The organism is Calditrichia bacterium (assembly GCA_020634975.1).
Classification (GTDB): Bacteria; Calditrichota; Calditrichia; order RBG-13-44-9; family J075; genus JACKAQ01.
The window spans coordinates 567,298-588,171 of record JACKAQ010000003.1 but is presented as its reverse complement, the minus strand read 5'-3'; the positions used below and the strand labels follow the sequence as shown (position 1 = coordinate 588,171).

Here is a 20,874-nt window from a genome sequence, read left to right as displayed (position 1 = left end):
GATTCATGAATTTTATATACATCAAACAAACAAACAAAACAGGAAAACAATCATGATAAAAGAAATCTGGATCAATCTGCCCGTGAAAGACGTCCAAAAGTCGAAGCGTTTTTTTACCGATATCGGGTTTTCTGCAAATGCCAATTTTCCGGACAGTGAGCAAAGCGCAAGTGTAATGGTTGGCGAAAAAAACGTCGTTGTTATGCTGTTTCAGGAATCCGTTTTTAAAGGGATCGCCCAAAACGATCCGGCGGATACCAAACGCGGCACCGAAGTGCTGTTCTCTTTTGATGCCGAAAGCCGGAACGAAGTGGATGAAATGGCTGTTCGGGTGAAACAGGCCGGCGGCACGGTTTTTGGCGGACCGGCGGAAAGCCAGGGCTGGATGTATGGTTTCGGCTTTACAGACCCGGACGATCACCGCTGGAATATGCTGCATATGGATTTCAGTAAAATGCCGAAGTGAAGGATTAAGAATAAAGGGTGAAGGATAAAGGGTTAAAGGGGATGGATAAATTTGGTTTCCGGGATTCGAATTGCGATCATTTGTCATTTGTTTTGCTTGCTGCAATATGAGAATGAGTTTCCGGCCTTCCATACTGTTGCAGACTCTCTTTTTGCCAATAATTTTCACGAATGACCACAGATTTTACAAAGAAATAGACAAAATTTATCATTACCAAATTATACAGAATCATAGTATCACAAATACCCAAATGAATGTTTGTAAAACAAAGGATCAATCAACATGAAAAGACTGCAGTTTTCAATCGATATAAATGCCCCGAAGGAAAAAGTCTGGAACACCATGCTGAACCAGGATACCTACCGGGTTTGGGCGGATGTTTTTATGCCCGGTTCCCATTACCTCGGGAATTGGAATACAGGCAGTAAAATTCTTTTCGTCGCCCCGGATACATCCGGAAATGTAGCGGGAATGGTCAGCCGGATTAAAGAAAACCGGCAATATGCCTATGTCTCTATCGAGCATATTGGCTTTGTGCAGGACGGGAAAGAAGATACATCCAGCGAAGCGGTGAAGGCGTGGGCCGGTGCGCTGGAAAATTATACATTTACCGAATCGAACGGTACAACCAACGTGTTTGTAGAACTCGATACAGCCGAAGAGCATGCCGAAATGTTCGGGGATATCTGGCCAAAAGCGCTGGAAGAACTCAAAAAACTGGCGGAAAAATAGTTGATCCGGATAAAACCGAAACAGATGACGCCATTCCGGGATCGTTTATGAACAACCACAACCCGGAAGATATCCACCGGCAAATAGATGCGATCTACCGATCGGAATCGCGCCGGGTGCTTGCCACGCTTATTCGCCTGTTGGGAAGTTTTGATATTGCGGAAGATGCGCTGCATGAAGCCTTCCGGGTTGCGCTCGAAAAATGGCCGGAAGAAGGAATACCCGGCAATCCGGTAGCGTGGCTGGTTTCGACCGGGCGATTTAAGGCTATCGATAATCTGCGCCGAAATGCCCGTTTCGATACGTTGGAGGCAGATTTTCTCGAACGTTATGATGCCGAAAATGCGGATAGCGCGGAACCGGATGATCACGCCGTTGCCGATGACCGGCTGCGGCTGATTTTCACCTGCTGCCATCCGGCGCTTTCCCGGGAAGCGCAGTTGGCGCTTACGCTGCGCGAAGTTTGCGGTCTCACGACGGAGGAAATTGCGCATGCCTTTCTGATTTCCTCTTCGACGATTGCCCAGCGCATTGTGCGGGCAAAAGCAAAAATCCGCGAAGCCCGCATTCCCTACCAGGTGCCCGAGCCTGACGAATTGCCGGAGCGATTACAAACGGTTCTCAACGTTATTTATCTGCTGTTTAACGAAGGATATGCCGCATCGTCGGGTGAACAGCACACGCGAGCAGATTTATCCGGCGAGGCAATTCGTTTGGGACGATTGCTGAAAACGCTGTTGCCGGACCCGGAAGTGTCCGGGCTTTTGGCGTTGATGCTGCTGCATGAATCGCGGCGGGCGGCGCGCACAACCGCAAACGGCGATATTATTTTGCTGGAAGACCAGGATCGCTCACTTTGGAACCGGGAACATATCGCCGAAGGTATTGCACTGGTTGAACAGGTGTTAACTACGGGACGTTTGGGTGTTTATTCGGTGCAGGCGGCGATATCGGCGGTGCATGCCCGGGCGTCGGCTGTCGCAACAACCAACTGGCAACAAATTGTGTCGCTGTACGATGTGCTGCTGCGAATCGAACCTTCGCCCGTCATCGAGTTGAACCGCGCCGTTGCCGTGGCGATGCGCGATAATCCGGCGGCGGGTCTTGCGTTGATCGATGCTATTCTGGAACGCGGCGAGCTGACGGATTATCATCTGGCACATGCTGCGCGGGCGGATTTATGCCGCCGTTCCGGGAAAACAGCCGAGGCTATCGCTGCATATAACCGCGCATTATCGCTCACCCGGCAGGAACCGGAGCGCCGGTTTCTGGAAAAACGGCTGTCCGAATTGCAATAACGCTGTCAATATTCACCGCAGGATCACGATGCGGACAGCGTCATCTGTGAAAGTAGATAGTCACTCTTTTTTCCTCTGCGATCTTTGCGTTCTCTGCGGTAAATAAAAAAAATCAAATCAATGTCGAATTCGGGGTTTGTGATTCGACTAAATAGTGTAAAGGGTGCCGGGCGTTACAAAAAAATAGTGTCCGGCGCCAATCATAAACCCAATATAAAGGAGAAGTTACCATGCGAGTAATGGTCATCATCAAAGCAACGAAAAATTCGGAAGCGGGCATTATGCCGAGCGAAAATTTGCTCACCGATATGATGAAATACAATGAGGAACTGGTTGACGCGGGCATTATGCTCGCCGGAGAAGGGCTCCACCCGAGCGTTAATGGCAAACGCGTTATCATGTCCGGCGGCAAAAAAAGCGTGGTCGACGGCCCGTTTGCAGAAACCAAAGAACTGATCGCCGGATTCTGGCTCTGGAAAGTGAAATCTATGGATGAAGCGATTGAGTGGGTCAAACGTTGCCCCGAACCGATGCCCGGCGAAGAAGCGTTGATCGAAATTCGTCCGGTGTTCGAAATGGATGATTTCGGCGATAATGCCACGCCGGAAGTGCGCGAGCAGGAAGCACGGCTGCGCGAAAAAACGGCAAAGCAATAGCCGGTAATTAATCGAAACAATCCATTTCATCTGACTTCGGAGGAAATCATGAAATACATTTGTCTCGGATATATGGACGAGAAAAAATTTGAATCGATGAGCGAAAGCGAACGACACACATTCATGGATGAATGCTTTACTTACGATGAGGAGCTGATCCGGAGCGGTCATAACATTGGCGGCGAAGCGCTGCAAAGCGTGGAAAATGCAACCACCCTGCGCTGGGGAAACGGAAAGGTAATCATCACCGACGGCCCGTTTGCGGAAACTAAGGAACATTTAGGCGGCATCATGATGCTCGAGGCGACCGATCTCAACCATGCTATCCGGCTGATGTCGAAGCATCCCAGCATTCGTTTTGGCAGCACTTGGGAAATACGCCCCGGCGCCGATTTATCCGCCATGATCGAAGAAAGCAAACAGCGGCGTGCATCCCGGTAAAGAAATATCCCGACAACATCAGCCGTGATTTTTCGCGGCTGATGGGTTGGTTTGAGTGAAGCACTCGCAACAAAAGGGGCATAAAATGAGCAAAAAAGAAATCGCAGAAATTTTCCTCAAACTCGCTTCCGCCGGAAAGGTTGAGGAGGCGTATGATAACTATGTGCATCCCGATTTTATCCATCACAACGCCTATTTCGCGGGCAACCGGGAAACGCTGAAAACGGCGATGGCGGAAAATGCTGAACAATTTCCCGACAAATCCTATGAATCGCTGCGCACGCTCGAAGATGGCGATTTCGTTGCTGTTCACGGAAAAGTGATGCTCGCTCCGGATTCGCAATGGTCGGTAATCCACATTTTTCGTTTTGATGGCGATAAAATCATCGAAGCCTGGGAAGCATCGCAGGAAGTGCTAAAAGATTCGCCAAACAAAAACGGCATTTTTTGAAATTGATAATTCAAAATAAAGCTAAAAACAAACGAAACTGGCGGATACATGCAAAAAATAACCCCGTTTTTGTGGTTCGATGACAATGCCGAAGCGGCGATACAATTTTATACATCTGTGTTTAAAAATGCCAAAATTCTAAACACCAAACGGACAGGCGATAATGGAAAATTATTTACCGCAACCATCGAGATTGAAGGGCAACAGTTAATGGTGTTGAATGGCGGGCCACATTTTAAAATGAATCCGGCTATCTCTCTTTTTGTCGATTGCAAGTCACAGGAAGAAGTAAATGAATTGTGGGGAAAGCTCTCCGATGGCGGTGAAATAATGCAATGCGGCTGGTTAACCGATAAATTCGGGTTGACCTGGCAAATTATTCCGTCGGAATTGGGCAAGTTGCTGAACGATCCTGATCCCCAAAAAGCACAACGCGTAATGGATGCTATGCTGAAAATGAAGAAAATTGAAATTAGCGAATTAAGGGCAGCGTATGCGCAGCAATAAACCGTCAGCCGGACATATTTATTTTGAAATTCAAGCCGATGAACCGAAGCGCGCATGTGATTTTTACAGCGCGGTTTTCGGCTGGCAATTTGTTGCAGCACCGGGTTTGCCGGTGGAATATTATCGAATAACCACTGGTGGCTCACGCGGCGGATTACTTAAACGCCCGGCAAATACCCCGCCGCCGGAATGCGGCACCAACGCTTTTGTTTGCTCTGTTGAGGTGGACGATTTTGACAAAATCGCAGCTAAAATTCTGGTAAACGGCGGACAGGTGGCGTTACCCAAATTTGCCATCCCCAATACCTGCTGGCAGGGATATTTTATCGATACGGAAGGCAATACGTTTGGCATTTTCGAAGTGGATGAATCGGCGAAATAATACAAACAATACAAAAATTACAAAGGTGCTGTGAATGTCGTCAAATAAAGCAGAAACAACCGTTGATGATTATATTTTGTCGCAACCCGAAAAGGTTCGAACGGTATTACAACAGTTGCGGCAAATGATAAAATCTGCCGCGCCAATGGCTGAGGAAGTCATCAGCTACAAGATTCCCACTTACAAACATCAGGGTGCGTTAGTCCATTTTGCCGCATTTCCAAAACATTGCTCATTTATAGTAGTGAGTAAAAATATTTTGGATCGATTCAAAACGGAATTACAACCCTATAAAACTACCGGTACTACTATTCATTTCACGCCGGATAATCCGCTGCCGGAAAAGGTGGTTTCACAAATTGTTCAATTACGGCTTGCCGAAAATGCGGAAAATGCCAAAAACAAATCACCAAAATAATTCGGTTTCAACCGAACAAGGATACAACAATGAGTTCTTCAAATATATTCTCGACGTGGACGAATTTGGGTCCACAATTTCACAGTGCGTTGCGGGTGGTTGCAGCGTTTATGTTTATCCAGGCAGGCACGATGAAATTATTTGCCATTCCAATGGGTATGCCGCCGGATAATAGCACTGCTGAATTGCTGACGCAAACCGGCATCGGCGGAATACTGGAGTTTGTCGGCGGAACGCTGATGCTGCTCGGGTTGTTTACGCGCCCGGTTGCCTTCATTTTGTCCGGCGAAATGGCGGTGGCGTATTTCCAGTTTCACCAGCCGCAGGCGCTGTGGCCGGTTGAAAATGGCGGTGTTGGTGCTGTATTGTACTGTTTTCTTTGGCTCTATTTTTCTGCTGCCGGCGCCGGTCCGTGGAGTTTGGATGCAATGCGTAATCGTAGAGAAAATTCATGAATTTTCTCTACGATTACGTATCCAACGATTCATGAATATCCTCTACGATTACGCTGCCAACCAGTATTGAATTTCCTCTACAAATTATTTAATTCCCGTTAATCCCGTTCACCAACCGTTACGCGGATACCTTCGGAATGTGATGTAAATTCCGGCGCATACATGCACTGAATCGTGGTAATGCCGTTGGAAAAATCACCCGCGTTGAACACCCGCAGCGGATATTCAAACACATACGTGCCTTTCGGCAGATAATCGAAAAAGAAGTGGGTAGCCGCATCTTTTGTCGATTCGTAATATGCCAGCCCGCCCTGAAATTTGGTTGAAGAAATAACGTTCAGCGGCTCAAATCCGGCGGCGCGCATGTCTTTCATGTGCACATATTCCAGATCGCGATCCACCCGCAACTCGATGCGTACTTTTAGCAAATCACCTGGCTTGAGTGCTGAATTTTTATCGATTTGCACCAGTTCCGGACCGGATGCGGTGTTGCGTTGCAAAAACAGCGCTTTCTGCAATTTCAGCGGCGTTTCGTGCGGCGTTATCTTGTCCAGTTGCTCAAAATATTGCCAATAGAGTGCGCCCCATGCCACGCCATCGGTGGATTTATTTACGGTTACGCGACCCATTTCCGGCTGCACCGCATCGCCCTGCCAGGCGATTTTGAAATAGCCGGTGCCGGCTTCGGCGGCAACATCTTCCCGGGATTTTGGATCAATTTTCTCATTACCGACAACAACTTCTACCAATGTATCATCCGCCAGCCAGTCTGTGCCGCGCAGCAGCAGGGCGTAACAGGCTTCGGCGGTGGCTTTGGTGGTTTTCCAGTCCTGGGTCTGTTTTTGCTTCAGCAACCAGACGCGCATTTCTTCAACGGCATCAGTATCTTTCGTAATTTCGTCGAATACCTCGATCATCAGCGCCTGCGTTTCGATGGGCGCTTCGTACCAATAAAATCCCCATTCTTTGCGCCAATACATCCCGAATTCCTCATTCGAAAGCGCATGTTCCCGCAGCGATGCCACAATGTCATTCGGCGTTTTGCCGTCGTCCATGCGGTGCAGCGCCAGCGCAATCATGCCCTGCATATATTTGTTTTGCGGCAGCCAGAATTCCCGCGCCTGCGATTGCCAAAAATCAAATGCGGTTTGGTGCTGCTCATTCACCGGGAAATCGAGGAAATAGCTGCGGGCATACAAATACTGAATCTGCGTGCCGCCGATGTGCTGTTTGCTCAAATCCGCTTTGTGTTCGATCAATTTTTGATAATCCTCGTTCATCTGCTCATCGAGATAGAGGCAGGCGAGTTGCAGCATCTGTTGCACTCGCGGATCGCCGGATTTGTCGATCACGCCAAGTTTTTGCAAATGTCCCATCCCGGCAACAATGTGTCCGGTGATGTAACGGCTTTCCTGCATCCCCGGAAACCACGGCCAGCCGCCACTTGGCATCTGCATCTGCTGCAATTTGCGCAACGCGTTTTCCAGTTCGTGCGACATCCGGTTGAGGTCGAACAGCAGCGCGATGCGCTTTTTGCGTTCGCCCTCGTTTTGCGCGTCCATCACCCACGGTGTTTCTTCGAGCATCAGCGATTTCAATTCCTGATTTTTTTCCAGATTGGACAGCAGTGCCTCCGGTTGGCTGTTTCGCCAGGTATCGAACACCCGTTTGATTTTCGGGTTGCTGTTGGCGATATGCGCCGCGATGCTGTTCGCATAATAGCGGCTGAAAATTTGTTCGGCGCATTCATACGGAAATTCCATGAGGTAGGGGAGCGCCTGAACCGCATACCATGCCGGATTCGAGGTAAATTCCAGCGTCACGCGTTCGTGACGTAAGGTGTTGGATTTACCGGAGTTGAGCAATTTATCCAGCGTAAATGTTTTCGATTGTTTCCCGCGAATCGGCAGCGGCAACGATTCCGTCACCAACATGCGGTTGGTGAGCACCGGCAGCGTGTTTTCCTCGCCATCGGAAAATTTATCGGTTTTGGCGATCATCCGGTAAGTGACCGCGGAAACGCCTTCCGGCACGCTCAGCGACCATTGCAGCGGCGCGCTTTGTCCGGTTTTGGCGCTGAACGGAATTACGTTATCTGCGTTGCCGAATGATGCGTCAATCGGCTGCATGGAGAGCGCATCAAACAGTTGCAGGGTTGCGCTGCCGCTCAAATCGCCATCGCTGAGATTGGCAACTTTTCCGCTGAACACAATTTTGTCGCCTTCGCGGAAAAAACGCGGTGCATTCGGCGTCACCATCAGCTCTTTTTGGGTGAGTACGGTTTTTTCGGTGAGCGCAAATTGCAGTTCCGGCGTGTGGGCAAATCCCATAAATTTCCAGCGAGTCAATGCTTCCGGCATCGTGAAACTGAGGATAACCGCGCCGTTTTCGTCGGTTTTCAAATCCGGGTAGAAAAACGCGGTTTCGTTGAGATTGGTGCGCACCGGCACATCGCTGAAATCGGGTTCGGGTTGCTGTTGCGCAGCGCTGCCCTCGGGTGCGGGAACCGCACCGTTAACGTAAACCATATCCGCTTCGGCCGGCGGCGCGGCTTTCATGGCTGTTGCCGGAGCTTCGCTATCCATCGCTATTTCTGCAACGGACTCATTTCTGCCGGCGCCCATCGATCGTTGCATATAAACCATGTGTCTGCCAAAATAGGGCACATGCCAGTTCAGCCGGTCGTATTGCGGAAAGCTGAAATTTATGCCGGTGTTCCAGCCATTTCCGGAGGCGCTCAACGCGCTTTGCCCGAAAGCTTGACCGGAATTGAAAAAGCTTTGTTGCGGCGAACCCAATGTATTGTAAATATTGAAATTCCATTGGTGCGGACGAAATGCGTCCAGCGATGCGTCATACATCGCCGCGAGCAATTCGGCAGCTACTTTTTCGCCTTTCGGTCCGGTGATTTTCAGCCGCCATTCTTCGGCTGCGCCGGGTTTGAGCTTGTCGCGGAAGGTTTCGTAGGTGATTTGCAATTCTTTATTGGTCCACGGCACGCGAATGATGCCCGCATGGGTGTGCACGCGACCGTATTTCACATAAAAAATGGAATAGCTGAAGCCGCCGCGATCTTTCTCGAAAATCGGCAGCAGCAGCGCGTTTTTGTCTTTTCCGGTGCGAATGCGCCGCGTTTCGTCGATGACATTTTTGCGATAAATTTCGATATGCGCATGAATATCCGGTGCGGCGGAGCCCCAAAAAATCCGGGCGACTTCGTTCGGTTCGCCGCTGTCTTTTTCCGGCGAGAGCCAGAACAACGCGTTTTCCGGCACGATTTTGTCGTCCAGCGAATACACCGTAAAGAATTGATTTAACTTGATTTCCGTGCCGAATTTATCGGTGGTGACCAGCTCTGCGTTGTATTTGCCCTGTGCCCATTTTTCGATGTTGGTGAGTGCATAATTTTTCTCGTTTTTTGTGTCGAACGGTATCCGCGCGATGGCTTCGCCGCGTTTCCAGTTGTGAAAATCATCCTCATTCGAATACACATCGTGCGGAAAATCGGCGATGTATTGCGATTCGCTGAGCATAAATTTATCGGGCTGCTGCCACATCCGGTCGCGTAAAATGCGCCCGGGATTTTCCAGCGGATAAATGACAATCTCGCCGCTGGCCGGTTCAAATTCGCCGTTCAGATTTTTGGTGTCAATCGCCAGTTGCGGTGCTTTTTCACGCTGAATATTTTCCGGCAAATCCAGCGAAACGCTCAACGCAACCTGCCCGACCCGCACTGTGGTTTCCGCGCTGCGGGTTTCGCCGCCGGCGTCGGTCACATCTGCGTAAACGCGATAAGTGAACACGGCTTTGCGTTCTGCGGGAATCGTCGGGTCATCCACCGCGGTAAATTCGATGCGAAATGTGCCATCCGGTTCGGTGCTGCCGGTGCCGTTGGCAACTTCCACATCGCTGCCAAATGACGGGGCAAATCGCCAAAAATCCCACCAATACGGGAAGCTCACCTGCCGCACGACGCGATATTGAACATCCGCGTTATCGATGCTCGCGCCCGCGTAGGCTTCCGCTTTTCCGGTGACCGTCACGGTTTCGCCGAGTTTGAAGCTGCCTTTTGCCGGATCAAATGCCACTTCAAAACGGGGACGTTTGTATTCTTCAACCGAAAAACCGGTGTTCCCGTTTTCGTTGCGGATGGTCATTTGTCCGGTCAGTCCGGCGGAGGGCAGCACAAAAACGCCGTTGAATGTGCCGTATTCGTTGCTCTGCAATGTCAGTCCGGACACTTTTTGCCCGTTAACATCAAACAGCTCAACCGTGGTATTTCGTTTGGTGATGATATCGTTTTTATCGCCATTGCTGCTGAGCATAAGTCCTTTAAAATAAACCGTTTGTCCGGGGCGATAAATTGCGCGATCGGTGAAAAAGAAGGTTCGCTCACGCGGAATATCGCGATCGATGCCGCGATGGGTGTAGGCGTTCACCATGTCATCGAGGAACAGCCGGTCATTTTTGTAGCTGATATCCAGCCGGAAACTGCTGCGGCGATAACCGTCGCCACTCTCGATGCTGAAATAGCCGTTTTTATCGGTGATATATTTTTTGCCCTGTTGCTCGGTATTTTTACGCTGTTGCGGATCGTATTCGGAAAACCAGGTTTGCACGGTCGCGCCTTCCAGCGGTTTGCCGCTGTCGCGATCCATCACAAAAACGCCGGTTTCGAGGCGATCGGCGCTGGTCTTTTGCACATATCCGATGCGGGAAATCCACAATACATTGTATGCCGCTGCATCTTCGGAACGGTTAAAATCCTCTGCGGAACCGACCAGCACCACATAATGCCCGTTCGGCAGTTCCGGAAATTTGATTTCTGTGGCGTGGGTGTGATAATCGCCGTCATCCGGCAGATCGACGGAAAATTTGGCGACACTCGGCAAACCGCGATAATATTCGATCCACTGATCGAGATTGCGGCGGCTGTTCAGCCGTTCGGCGCGCAATTGTTCCGGGGAAATGGAAACGATTTCGAGATACACTTTGGCAACGTTTTGGTAGGTCACCAGCCCGCGAAACGGTGCGTCCGGCAGGTTAACATCCTCGATATTCAGCGTCAGATTTTTCCGCTGGATTTGGGTAATCAACTGGCGGCAGTTGGCTGCGCCTTCGGATTTCGGGTGACGATTGTTGGCAGATTCGCAAATGTCGATGGCCGTTTTGCGATCATTTTTATAGTCTGCGTTCAAGCCTTCTGCCGGTTGCAGTCGCTGATAATTTTCGCTGCGCTCGAAATAAAATTGCGCAATTGCGAAAGATACGCGCGTCGCTGCGGCGTTGCTGCGATAATGTTGCGCCAATTTTTCCAATGCAGCGAGATACAGTTTTTCTTTTTCCGGCATCACGCCGTTTTGACGGGCGAAGTTGAGCCGTTTTAAATCGACATCAATCAACGCTTCGGGATCGCTGTCTTTCAAATGAAAATCGATCAAATCCTGCAGAATTTTTAACGCCTGAAATTTGAACGATAGTGTGTCTTCTGTTTCAAAATTAACTGCGGAAAACTGTTCTGCGGGTGCGAAAATCTGGGAATCGCTCAGGCGAAACTGCACCGCCGGACGGGTGATTCCCGGCTCGTCGTTCATTAAAAAATCGAGTGCGCGGTGGGCTAAAAAATCATACAGCGTCGGGCGAAAGCGCCGCGAACCGTCCGCTCTTGTGATCACCGGATCGTAAATATCCAGCGGTGTTTGTTTGAGCTGTGCCGCATTTTTCAGCGATTCGCGATACAGCGCCACGGTTTTTTCGACAAATTTGGCGCCGTCCCAAACGGCGATATCGTCACCCGCGTCGCCGCTCACTGCGGTACGTTCGTGAATTTGCCAGCGATTTTGCTGGTAATAGCTCCAATACATTTCCGCGATCACGGAATGCAGCACCGGCGTCACCGGAAAACGGCTTTCCGCCGCTTCTTTTTCCAGTTCCGCAATGCTTTTTTCGAGGGTCATTTCTTCAAATTGGCCGCGCAATTCGGTTCGTTTCAGCAAGGCTTTCACGAGTTGCGCCGCGTTATTTTCGGTTTTGGCGATGGTGTAAATCGAATCCACCACTTCCAGCGCCGATTTTGGCAATCCTTTTCCGCTGTGTTGGTCAACCTGTTCCCACAATCGCAAATATTCTTTTTCAGCCATTTTTTTGCCCTGCGATTGCACGTTGAACAGAAATCCCGAAAGCACTAAAACCACAATCAACGCAGTTTGCCAAATATGTTTCATTCAATGATCCTCTTATTATTTCATGATTTATCATTATTATCACCAAACCTGTAATTGTTTCAACCTTTGCGAAAATCTCCGAAATATCGCATAAAATGGGGGGCATATCTACCGGGAAATGAGAAAATCCGCCGCTCACAATTCTGTAAAAAATTGTGATAAATGAAATTTTGTGGTTTCGGTTAATTTAAATGGGGGTTTAAAATTTGTCTGCAGAATAATTATTCGCCATCGCAAAGGGTTGCCGTTGCGATGACGAATTCAATGTGTTCATCAATTTTTCGGTTGGCGATCATCTCTGTCCGATTTTTCCGGTATGTGGATCTGCACATCATCGTTTTTCAGCACGCGGATGGCGTAGATGATGAACCAAATAACGTGTCCAACCAAAACCAAAATGAGCAGCGCAATCCAGAATGTTTTCATTCATTCACCCGGCCGATTTTTGTAACCTATTGTAAATCTTTAGCTTCGATGCTGCGATTCCATACTTCGTTTCCGGCTGTGTCAAAAATGGTTATTTTCAGAACACGTTCCCGGCGTGGTCCGTTCACTTCCAGCACTGCAAAATTGCGGTCGCCGTAAAATGTGCCGTCTTCGCGATAGCGATTGGCTTCGTTGGCAGCGCGCGGGTTTGGTCCGGCGGTCAGCGGCGAAACGGTTAAATCGTAAATCGGGTAATCGCGATAGCGTTCCAGTTTGGACAGTTCGGTGTGGTGCCGGTCGCCATCCAGAAAAAATACGCCGGGAATGCGTTCCTGCGCAATTGCGTTGAGTATCCGCTCGCGCTCAGCCGGTAATGTGCTGAAGGTTTCGTAACGATCGAAGCTGTTCAAAAATTGTCCGCCAACCACCACAAATTTGAACGGCGCAAAACTGCCCTTCAGCGCGTCGATCAACCATTCGATTTGGGCATCGCCAAGGATGGTTCGTTCGCCGGTGGTGCGGTATTCCGGGCTGCGGTTGGAACGATTATCCAGCATAAAAAAATCGAGATCCGCCCACTGAAACATTGTTGTCACGCCCGGTGAACTTTCCAGCCCGAAAGATGGATTTCCCCAAAATAATTTGAAGGTTTCCAGCGTGGTTGCTTTTTCGCGGAAGCTGCGATCGCTATTGTTCGGGCCGTAATCGTGATCGTCCCAAATAGCGAAATGATGGGTGGAACCCCACAACGGCTGCAATTCCGGCAGCGAACGGGTGTGGGTGTAGCGATGCAAAATGCCGCTGCGGCTGAACCAGTCCGCTTCGCGGAGATAGGTGTTGTCGCCCATCCAAATCATAAATTCCGGTTGTTTTTGGTGAATCGCCGTGAAAATTTCGTAATTCGCGCCATACGGCGTGCCGGGGCGATCGTAAACGGGTTCGTTCACATACGCGCAACTGCCGATTACAAATTTGACCGCCGGCGGATCTTCCCGCCATTGCCATAATTTTTGGGTCTGGAATTTGAGCGGGTAGGGGCGCTTTACCACTTTTCCGTTGATCAGCAATTCGTATTCGTAAACCAATCCAGGTTCCAATAGTCCGATAGGAATTTTAGCCGTATAAGCATCTGATTTTTTGGTGTTTACTTCGTCAGAAATTTTGGCTGAATTGCGTTTACCCGCTTCCCAATACCGGAACGAAATTTTCGCCGGTTGATTGGTTTGCGCCCACAACAGCACTTCGCGCATTTCCGAATATCCGACCATCGGTCCGGATTGTAACAAAGATTCCTGAGCAAAAAGTGTTGCCCAAAATAGTAAAATGATTGGTAAGCAACGTAAGGTGCGCATGTTATCTCCCCAGGTTTTGCAGCGGTCAATATTTGATGCAGTGTTGATTATCTTGGACATAACCGGAATGTTAACAACTGTTTGGCAGGTTGGTTTTGGGCAGAATTCCTGCCCTGATTTGCAAAAATTAAGTGGTTTCTTTACCACGACCATTTTGCGGGTCTTCGAAAATTTCCATCGTATTTGGGCCGCGCTGCTCAGCTTTTCGCAGGGCTTTTCGGGCGTTTTCGATCAATTCATTCACCGATTGCCCCATTTGCGGGTATTCAACAACGCCGCAATTGACGTAAACTTTTTCAACATGTCCGTCGACCCACGGGCGTTTTTGGGCAATTTTGCGATAGATTTCCTGGAATTGCGAGAATACTTCACGCAACACCTGCTCCGGCCACAACAGGGCAAATTCCGAGTCGTTCATTTTAAAAAGATAGGTGTTTTTTCCAAACAATGGAATGGTAAAAGCCAGCACTTCGCGTACCAAACGATCGTAAATTTGCGGGGCGAGATCCGCTTTCGCGGTTGAAATTTTTAGCAATTGCAAACAGAATATTTTGTCGAACGATTTCGCGCGATCGATCTCTTTTTCCAGCTCTTTTAATAGCCCGCGATGATTCCCCAAACCGCTTTCAGGGTCAATTAAATTGTGCTGCTCCAGTTGACGAATCGTCCAGGTTTTGTCCAGGTAATTGGCAACCTGATACGCCATTGTTTCCAGAATATTTTTGTGCTGCTCATCGAATTGGAATGCTTTTTTGCTTTCGATGGACACAACCATTTGGGCATCGCCATCCAAAACCACCGGCACAGCCAACATCGATTTGAACTGGGTGATCGGCGTTTCGTTGAGGCTCATTCGCGGAATGTAGTTTTCTTTCGATGAGAAATCTTCAATCAAGATGCATTCGTTTTTGCGAAGCACCCAGCCCAACAGACCTTCGTTATTCGGAAATACTTCGCCAGCCGGATAAACACCGTTGTTTTCCGAACCAAATGTAATTTTTGCCGTGCTTTTTCCGGCACGCTCCGCGATGATAACGCTATCGGCTTTGAACACAGATTTCAAGGCAATACTGAGCTGTTGCCACAAATCCTTAAGTGATTGTGTTTCCTGAATTTGACGGGTAAAATCATACAACATTTTTGTGGTACGATTTTCAGTTTCGTATTCGTACAATTTGTTACTGCAGGCAAGTTGAATGCTCATCAACGTGCTGAATGATTCGAGAATTTTGAGATCGTCGTTGCTGAATGCGCCCTGAACATCTGAATCGGCGCAGAGCACGCCGATGAGATAATCGTTGTACATGAGCGGAACGCCGATGAATGAGCGCACTTTTGTTTCGGGATCGTGATAGGGGAGAAGTCCGTCGCTTTCGGGCAGGCTATTTTCCAGCAGCGATTTTTTTTCTTTAAAAATGAGTGCCGGTAAACCTTCGCTCAGCCCGAAAAAAATATCGCTGTCCGGTTTTGTTGTGGTTTCAGATGCAAATGAGCGAAGATAAAATTGCTTTTTGTAGAAATTGACCATCAGCAGCGCAACCGTTTTGCTCACGGTTGTGCGTTGAATTTGCGGCAAAAGGGTTTCCAGAAAATCATCGAAATAATTTTCAACGCCACGGGGGTCGCTTTTTTCGGATGATTTGGGAAGGGGAGTGGTGTCCTGTTGAGTGGTTCCGGTGTCTGTTTCTTCGTCTTCGTCAGGTAAAATTCCCACCACAGTTTCCGGCTCAATCCGGAAAAGATAAACATAAGCCCCAACACCCAGCACCGCCGATAACAAAATTTTGATGCTCACAAAAAAAGCACTGTCGTTTGGCAGAAAACCAATCAACAACACTGCTATAAGTATTGCAATTACGATCGTTAAGAGGAAGCTTTTGGTCACCTAAACAGTCCCTGTATTATTTGGGAAATTTTAAACGTTCGCAGATAAACATCGTCAAAATTTCCCAAATATACAAAAAAAAAGCAGATCGCAATAGTTTTAAAAACTATTTCTAATCTGCTTTTTCGTTAACAATCTGAATATTGTCCTTTAACTGCTGGAGCTGTTGATTGCGTTTGGCGTTGATGGAATCTTGTTTCGCTTTGGCAATTGTCGCTTCTTTCGAGGGAGTCAGTTGTTGTTCAGACTGAAGTGGCTTTTGCTGAGCAGCCTGCCCCGAATTAAACGTGGATGAATTGGTGGTCTGCGGTAATTGTTTCGCGGAAGAATCCCCCTCGCTGCCCTGCCACATAAACATCGATGACAGAGATACGACCAGAACCGTTGCAGCTACCGCTGCTGCGTTTCGCCAACTAATAATGTTAGCGAGGGGGGAATCTGATAAAGGGCGGGTTGCCACTCCCTGAATTCTTTGATGTAACCTGTTTTCAAAATCAGGTGATGCGCTAATGGGGGGCAGTTTACGCATCTCTTCCCGGATGATTCGCATCCGCTCTACAGTTGCCCAAACTTCCGGATTTTCTCTGAGTTTTTCCTCTAAAGCCAATTGTTGTTGTGGCGGTAAATCTCCGTCGATATAATCCGAAAAATATTCCTGCAAATTGTCGCTATTCATCATAGGCCGTCCTCACCGTGCTTTTTTAGCCATCTTTAGGTTCACTCTCCAGTAAAAATTTCAAATCTTCTTGCAGTTTTAATCGACCCCGGTTAACGCGCGATTTCACCGTTCCCAATGGAATGCTCAGTATTTGGCTAATTTCCTCATATGCAAATCCCTGCACATCTCTCAAAAGAATCACTTCTTTGAATTTGGACGGTAGCTTCTCGATAGCGCTTTGGATATAATCGTCTTTGATGCTGCCGTCCACCCGTTGTTCCGGGTTGCGGGCAGTATCCGGGATGTCGTAATCGCGCTCATCATTTACAAAATTGCTCACGCTAAATATTTTTCGCCGTTTGCGCCGGCGAAGTTCCGTCTTCGCCAAATTTCCTGCGATGGTGTAAACCCAGGTCGAAAATTTGGCGATCTCTTTGTAGTAATGCTTGTTTTTGAAAACCCGTAAAAAGGTTTCCTGAACAATGTCTTCCGCATCGGTTCGGTTACCGACAAACCGGAAAACATAGTTGAGCAGTTGATCTTTATAGCGCCGAACCAAGACGTCGAATGCCTGAACATCACCCTGCTGAAATCTTGCGATCAGGGTTTCATCAGTTACTTTTTTTATTTCAGACTTTCCACTCATGTAATCGACTTGTGTTTTACCATTGACCATATTCGAAGTTCCCAAATATATTGAATTATTTTAAAGCAACCAACTGGAAAACCAGGCGATCCATTGCGATCTCCGGGGATAGTTGGCTGGATTTCAACATGCGGTCGCAGTCCTTTAGTAACCGCATGGCTTCGAGTAATTGCCCGCCACTCCAGGCCGCCGTTTCGCGGGCATACTGGGCGAAGTGTTTCGGGTAAATTTTCAGGCCGCCCTGAATGGCTCGCTCGTTGCGTTCACCACTTTGATAATAACCACGTATCTTCCATAATATGGTGACGTGTCGCAACAACATGAATAATATTCCCACCGGGCTTTCGCCTTTTTCCAGCAAATTGTGGAGGATAAACAGCGCTTCTTCAAGTTTCCGCTGGGCGATTGCACGGGTTAATTCGAACACATTTTGTGTGCCGTAAACGCCAACAATTGCTTCCACATCCGCTTCGTCGAGCACTGTTTTTTCCGGTGTTCCGTTAACCACCTGCGCAATTTCTGCTTTCAAATCGTGAATTTTATCGCCAACCAAATAAACGAGTGTTTGCACTGCTTCCGGTGTAATGGATTTGTCGTATTTCTGAAATTCCTTTTCGATGAATTCGAGCAATTCGTTTTCGCGAAGCGGCAGCGCCGGAATAGAAACCATCATCTCCTGAAGCGGTTTGTATTTGGCTTGATTCACACTATCCACCCGTGCGATAATAATCAGGCAAATATTGCTGTCCGGTCGTTCGAGGTAGCGTTGCAGACTATCTGTTTTTGCATTTCTCAGCTGCTGGAAATCTTTGTAAACAATCAATTTACGATCGGAAAATAATCCGCCGCCTGCAGTTAGCGAAATCAGATCATCCAATGTTGCATCCGGCGCGTAACGCACAAACAGATTCATTTCCTTTTGCGGTTTCCCGACAAAAGCTTTGGTGATGCGCTCTACCAGATCGTCAATTAAAAAACCTTCCTCCCCATGAATAAAATATGCCGGGTGAACCGTTTTTTTGTTGAGTTCCGTTACAGCCTGGCGGTAATATAATGTTCCGTTATTTGCCATCGTTCCGTATTGCTACGTTTAGTTTGTGTTAACTTTCGCGGGAAGGCGAAAATCCGTTTTTTAAAATTCCACTTTCCCTATAGTTAGACGAATGAATTTTGATTTCATTACAAAAAAAATAGTTCTACTCAAAAAAAAATGAATTTCTTTTGAGCGATGGGCGTAAAAGCGGCAAAGTTGGTGAGAAAAATGAGGCTTTTTAACGATTCTCTTTTCGATAAGCGCGGTTTAGTAAATAAATAAAACCGCCCCAAATTGATCCGAGAATAAGTGTCATGAAAATAATAGTTGTTAATTCCAGCATGTTATCCTCGATTTGTCAACCATTGGTTGAGCTTGTTGTTCATCAAAACCATCAAAATAATTAGAATTCCCCATTGAGCAAGGCATGTGCCAAAGCTGTAAACGTTGAACGGGTTGTACCAGTCATCGCCAACCCACTCCCGGTAAAACCACCACACCAACAATACAACTGCTTCGATGGGGATGAGGTAGCGCATTACCCAATCGTACCAATTGCCAACGTGAATATCATTATGGGCAGTGAGTAAATATTTGTTACGGAAATTTGTAACGCCGGATTTTAGCACAGCAAAAGTGAAAAATCCGCCGCTGATGATCAAGCCAAGCCCCCAAACCCAATCCTGATTGTTGAAGACATCCAGCGAAAAAGCGGATGGCAAACCGACAACAGCTGTGAGTGCACTGACCAGCGGCAGCGCTTTTTTGCGGCTCATGCCGAAATCCATAAACATCCGGGTGGAAAGCTCGAACATGGCGATGAGCGAGCTGATTGCTGCAAAAAACAGCGCCAGAAAGAAAAACGCGGTGAGCAATTGGGCACCGGGAAGTTGTTCAAACAGTTGTGGAATAACGATAAATGTAAGTCCCTGATTACCGGCTTTCAACGATTCTATTGCGGCATCGGGCGAGCCGGAGAGCGAAAAAATTGCCGGGATGATTGCCAAAGCAGCCAGCAGCGATGCCGAATTATTGCCAAATCCGGTGATGAATGCATTGAGCGTAACATCGTCGCGATCGCGCATGTAAACAGAATAGGAAAGCACCAATCCCCAACCTGCGCCCGTTGACCAGGCGGATTGCGAAAGCGCCTCCAGCCACATTGCCGGATCGCTCAGCGATGCACCGTGAAATCCAAACAGATAGTTCAATCCGGCTGTCGCATTAGGCAGCGTGAGCGAACGGATGACCCCAATAACCAGCAATACCAGCAGCGATGGCAGCAAAATCCGGTTTGCTCGTTCGATGCCGTTCACAACACCCTGATAAATTATCAGCGATGTGATACTCAACGCTATCAAATGATAATATACCGGTTGCAAGCTTGCGCCGGTGAAGGTATTCCAATAAGCGTTGTGATCCGCACCGGTTAGCATGCCTGTGGCTGCAGCGACAAAATAATGCAACGCCCATCCGGTTACGACGGAGTAATAAAACATAATCATCATTGTGCAAATGACAATAAAAGCACCCATCCAGGCATATTTTTTTCCGAGAAAATTAGCGAACGCGCCAATGGGACCTTTGCGGGTTTCCTTACCGAGTGAAAATTCTACCATCAGCAACGGGATCGACCACAAAATCAGAAAAATTGCCCAGGGAATCAGAAACGCGCCGCCATATTGTCCGGCAAGTCGCGGAAAACGCCAGATATTTCCGGCGCCAATTGCCATTCCCATCGTTGCTAAAAGTAAAGCCCATCGACTTGAAAATTGTTCTAATTTTTCCATATTACCAGTTGTTTTGGGTGAATATGTTTCCCGGATTTAGAAAACCAAATCTGTAAAAAGCTGCTAAAGTTACCAAAAATAAATGATTTGCGGAAGGGTTGCGGCGGGAAAAATTTTGTGTCCGGAATTCCGGCGGTTTGATTTCTTCCCAAAAACAAAAAGAGCGATGACCGGCACCGCTCTTAATAATCGAATTTAAATAGTAATAAAATCTAAAGCTTAGAAGAAATTCACATACACGATTCCGATAAGCGCGACGGTAACGCAGTAAACACCGAACCACTCGAGCTTTTGTTTGCGGATAATATCCAGCAGTAAAATGATGGCAAAATAGCCCGATATCGCCGCAGCGATGGTTGCGAATGCAATATTCATCATTTGATCAGAAGGCGGGGGAGCTTCCATAAAATCTTTTACCTGCAAAATTGTCGCACCCAAAATAACCGGAATGGACAGCAGAAATGAAAACCGTGCGGCGGTTTCGCGTTTTACGCCCAGCCACAATGCCATCACAATCGTGCTGCCGGAACGGGAAATACCGGGAATGATAGCAAATGCCTGTGCGCAACCGATCAAAATTGCTGTTGCGAGGTTAAAAAATTTGCTGTCTTCCTGAGTGTAACGAGAGCTCCACATTACTGCACCTGTAAACAGCAACGCACCGAGCACCAGCGTTGTGCTGTCGAATAGTGACTCGATGGTGTCTTTGAAAAACAGCCCGACAATTACCGCAGGAATGGTTGCAACGATAATGTAAAAAGTTAACGCACAGTAGCGGTCTTGTTCATTGGTGATGCGCATACCGTTCATCAGAAATTTGGGGATGCCGGGCAAATAGCGCAGCATTCCGAAAATATCTTTGTAATACACGGCGAAGACGGCCGCCAGCGTGCCAAAATGCACAAAAATTTCAAATGCGATACCCGCCTGTTGATGATCCAGCATGGCTTCAAATAACACCAGATGTCCTGAACTGCTAATAGGCAAAAACTCGGATAATCCCTGAACGATTCCCAGAATGATAGACTTAACTGTCTCCGGCAAGTGTTTCTCC

Annotated in this window: 19 protein-coding genes; 10 read left to right on the top strand and 9 right to left on the bottom strand. The window is 48.0% G+C overall.

Annotated elements, in window-relative coordinates; genetic code table 11:
* Positions 1–52: 52 nt before the first annotated feature.
* The 10 genes from H6629_20090 to H6629_20045 all read left to right on the top strand — a co-directional run bounded on the left by H6629_20090 (position 53) and on the right by H6629_20045 (position 5,806).
* The gene (locus H6629_20090) at positions 53–466 is read left to right on the top strand and encodes a VOC family protein (protein MCB9070082.1); all 414 of its coding nucleotides are present in this window, start codon (positions 53–55) and stop codon (positions 464–466) included.
* Positions 467–748: 282 nt separating this feature from the next.
* A complete protein-coding gene (locus H6629_20085; protein MCB9070081.1) occupies positions 749–1,198 on the top strand; it encodes an SRPBCC domain-containing protein in 450 nt (149 codons plus the stop codon).
* 47 nt (positions 1,199–1,245) lie between these two features.
* Entirely contained in the window at positions 1,246–2,496 is a 1,251-nt protein-coding gene (locus H6629_20080) for an RNA polymerase sigma factor (GenBank protein ID MCB9070080.1), read from the top strand.
* A 230-nt stretch (positions 2,497–2,726) separates the two neighbouring features.
* Entirely contained in the window at positions 2,727–3,152 is a 426-nt protein-coding gene (locus H6629_20075) for a YciI family protein (protein MCB9070079.1), read from the top strand.
* Between the two features lie 48 nt (positions 3,153–3,200).
* A complete protein-coding gene (locus H6629_20070; GenBank protein ID MCB9070078.1) occupies positions 3,201–3,593 on the top strand; it encodes a YciI family protein in 393 nt (130 codons plus the stop codon).
* Between the two features lie 85 nt (positions 3,594–3,678).
* Positions 3,679–4,044, top strand: a complete 366-nt coding sequence (locus H6629_20065) for a nuclear transport factor 2 family protein (GenBank protein ID MCB9070077.1) — start codon at positions 3,679–3,681, stop codon at positions 4,042–4,044.
* A gap of 48 nt (positions 4,045–4,092) precedes the next feature.
* Positions 4,093–4,551 carry a VOC family protein gene (locus H6629_20060; GenBank protein ID MCB9070076.1) on the top strand — a complete coding sequence of 153 codons (459 nt, stop codon included), beginning with the start codon at positions 4,093–4,095 and terminating at the stop codon, positions 4,549–4,551.
* On the top strand, positions 4,538–4,933 hold the full coding sequence (locus H6629_20055; protein MCB9070075.1) for a VOC family protein: 396 nt from the start codon (positions 4,538–4,540) through the stop codon (positions 4,931–4,933). Before H6629_20060 ends, H6629_20055 begins: the two co-directional genes overlap by 14 nt.
* 34 nt (positions 4,934–4,967) lie before the next feature.
* Positions 4,968–5,351, top strand: a complete 384-nt coding sequence (locus tag H6629_20050) for a DUF1801 domain-containing protein (protein ID MCB9070074.1) — start codon at positions 4,968–4,970, stop codon at positions 5,349–5,351.
* Between the two features lie 29 nt (positions 5,352–5,380).
* On the top strand, positions 5,381–5,806 hold the full coding sequence (locus H6629_20045) for a DoxX family protein (protein MCB9070073.1): 426 nt from the start codon (positions 5,381–5,383) through the stop codon (positions 5,804–5,806).
* Positions 5,807–5,904: 98 nt separating this feature from the next.
* Here the strand turns inward: H6629_20045 and H6629_20040 are convergent, their stop codons facing one another.
* The 9 genes from H6629_20040 to H6629_20000 form a co-directional block, all read right to left on the bottom strand.
* A complete protein-coding gene (locus tag H6629_20040) occupies positions 5,905–12,030 on the bottom strand; it encodes a hypothetical protein (protein ID MCB9070072.1) in 6,126 nt (2,041 codons plus the stop codon).
* Between the two features lie 273 nt (positions 12,031–12,303).
* Positions 12,304–12,456: a hypothetical protein gene (locus H6629_20035; GenBank protein ID MCB9070071.1), complete on the bottom strand. Its 153-nt coding sequence runs from the start codon at positions 12,454–12,456 to the stop codon at positions 12,304–12,306.
* A 26-nt stretch (positions 12,457–12,482) separates the two neighbouring features.
* Entirely contained in the window at positions 12,483–13,808 is a 1,326-nt protein-coding gene (locus H6629_20030) for an alkaline phosphatase family protein (GenBank protein MCB9070070.1), read from the bottom strand.
* A gap of 127 nt (positions 13,809–13,935) precedes the next feature.
* Complete coding sequence (locus H6629_20025) at positions 13,936–15,603, bottom strand: GAF domain-containing protein (protein ID MCB9070069.1); 1,668 nt, start codon at positions 15,601–15,603, stop codon at positions 13,936–13,938.
* A gap of 202 nt (positions 15,604–15,805) precedes the next feature.
* Positions 15,806–16,372 (bottom strand): hypothetical protein, encoded by a 567-nt coding sequence (locus tag H6629_20020; GenBank protein ID MCB9070068.1) that lies wholly within the window; start codon positions 16,370–16,372, stop codon positions 15,806–15,808.
* Between the two features lie 22 nt (positions 16,373–16,394).
* On the bottom strand, positions 16,395–16,997 hold the full coding sequence (locus H6629_20015; GenBank protein ID MCB9070067.1) for a sigma-70 family RNA polymerase sigma factor: 603 nt from the start codon (positions 16,995–16,997) through the stop codon (positions 16,395–16,397).
* A 55-nt stretch (positions 16,998–17,052) separates the two neighbouring features.
* The gene (gene holA / locus H6629_20010) at positions 17,053–18,069 is read right to left on the bottom strand and encodes a DNA polymerase III subunit delta (GenBank protein ID MCB9070066.1); all 1,017 of its coding nucleotides are present in this window, start codon (positions 18,067–18,069) and stop codon (positions 17,053–17,055) included.
* Positions 18,070–18,374: 305 nt separating this feature from the next.
* Positions 18,375–19,820: a sodium-dependent transporter gene (locus H6629_20005; protein ID MCB9070065.1), complete on the bottom strand. Its 1,446-nt coding sequence runs from the start codon at positions 19,818–19,820 to the stop codon at positions 18,375–18,377.
* 219 nt (positions 19,821–20,039) lie between these two features.
* Entirely contained in the window at positions 20,040–20,864 is an 825-nt protein-coding gene (locus H6629_20000) for an undecaprenyl-diphosphate phosphatase (protein ID MCB9070064.1), read from the bottom strand.
* Positions 20,865–20,874: the final 10 nt, after the last annotated feature.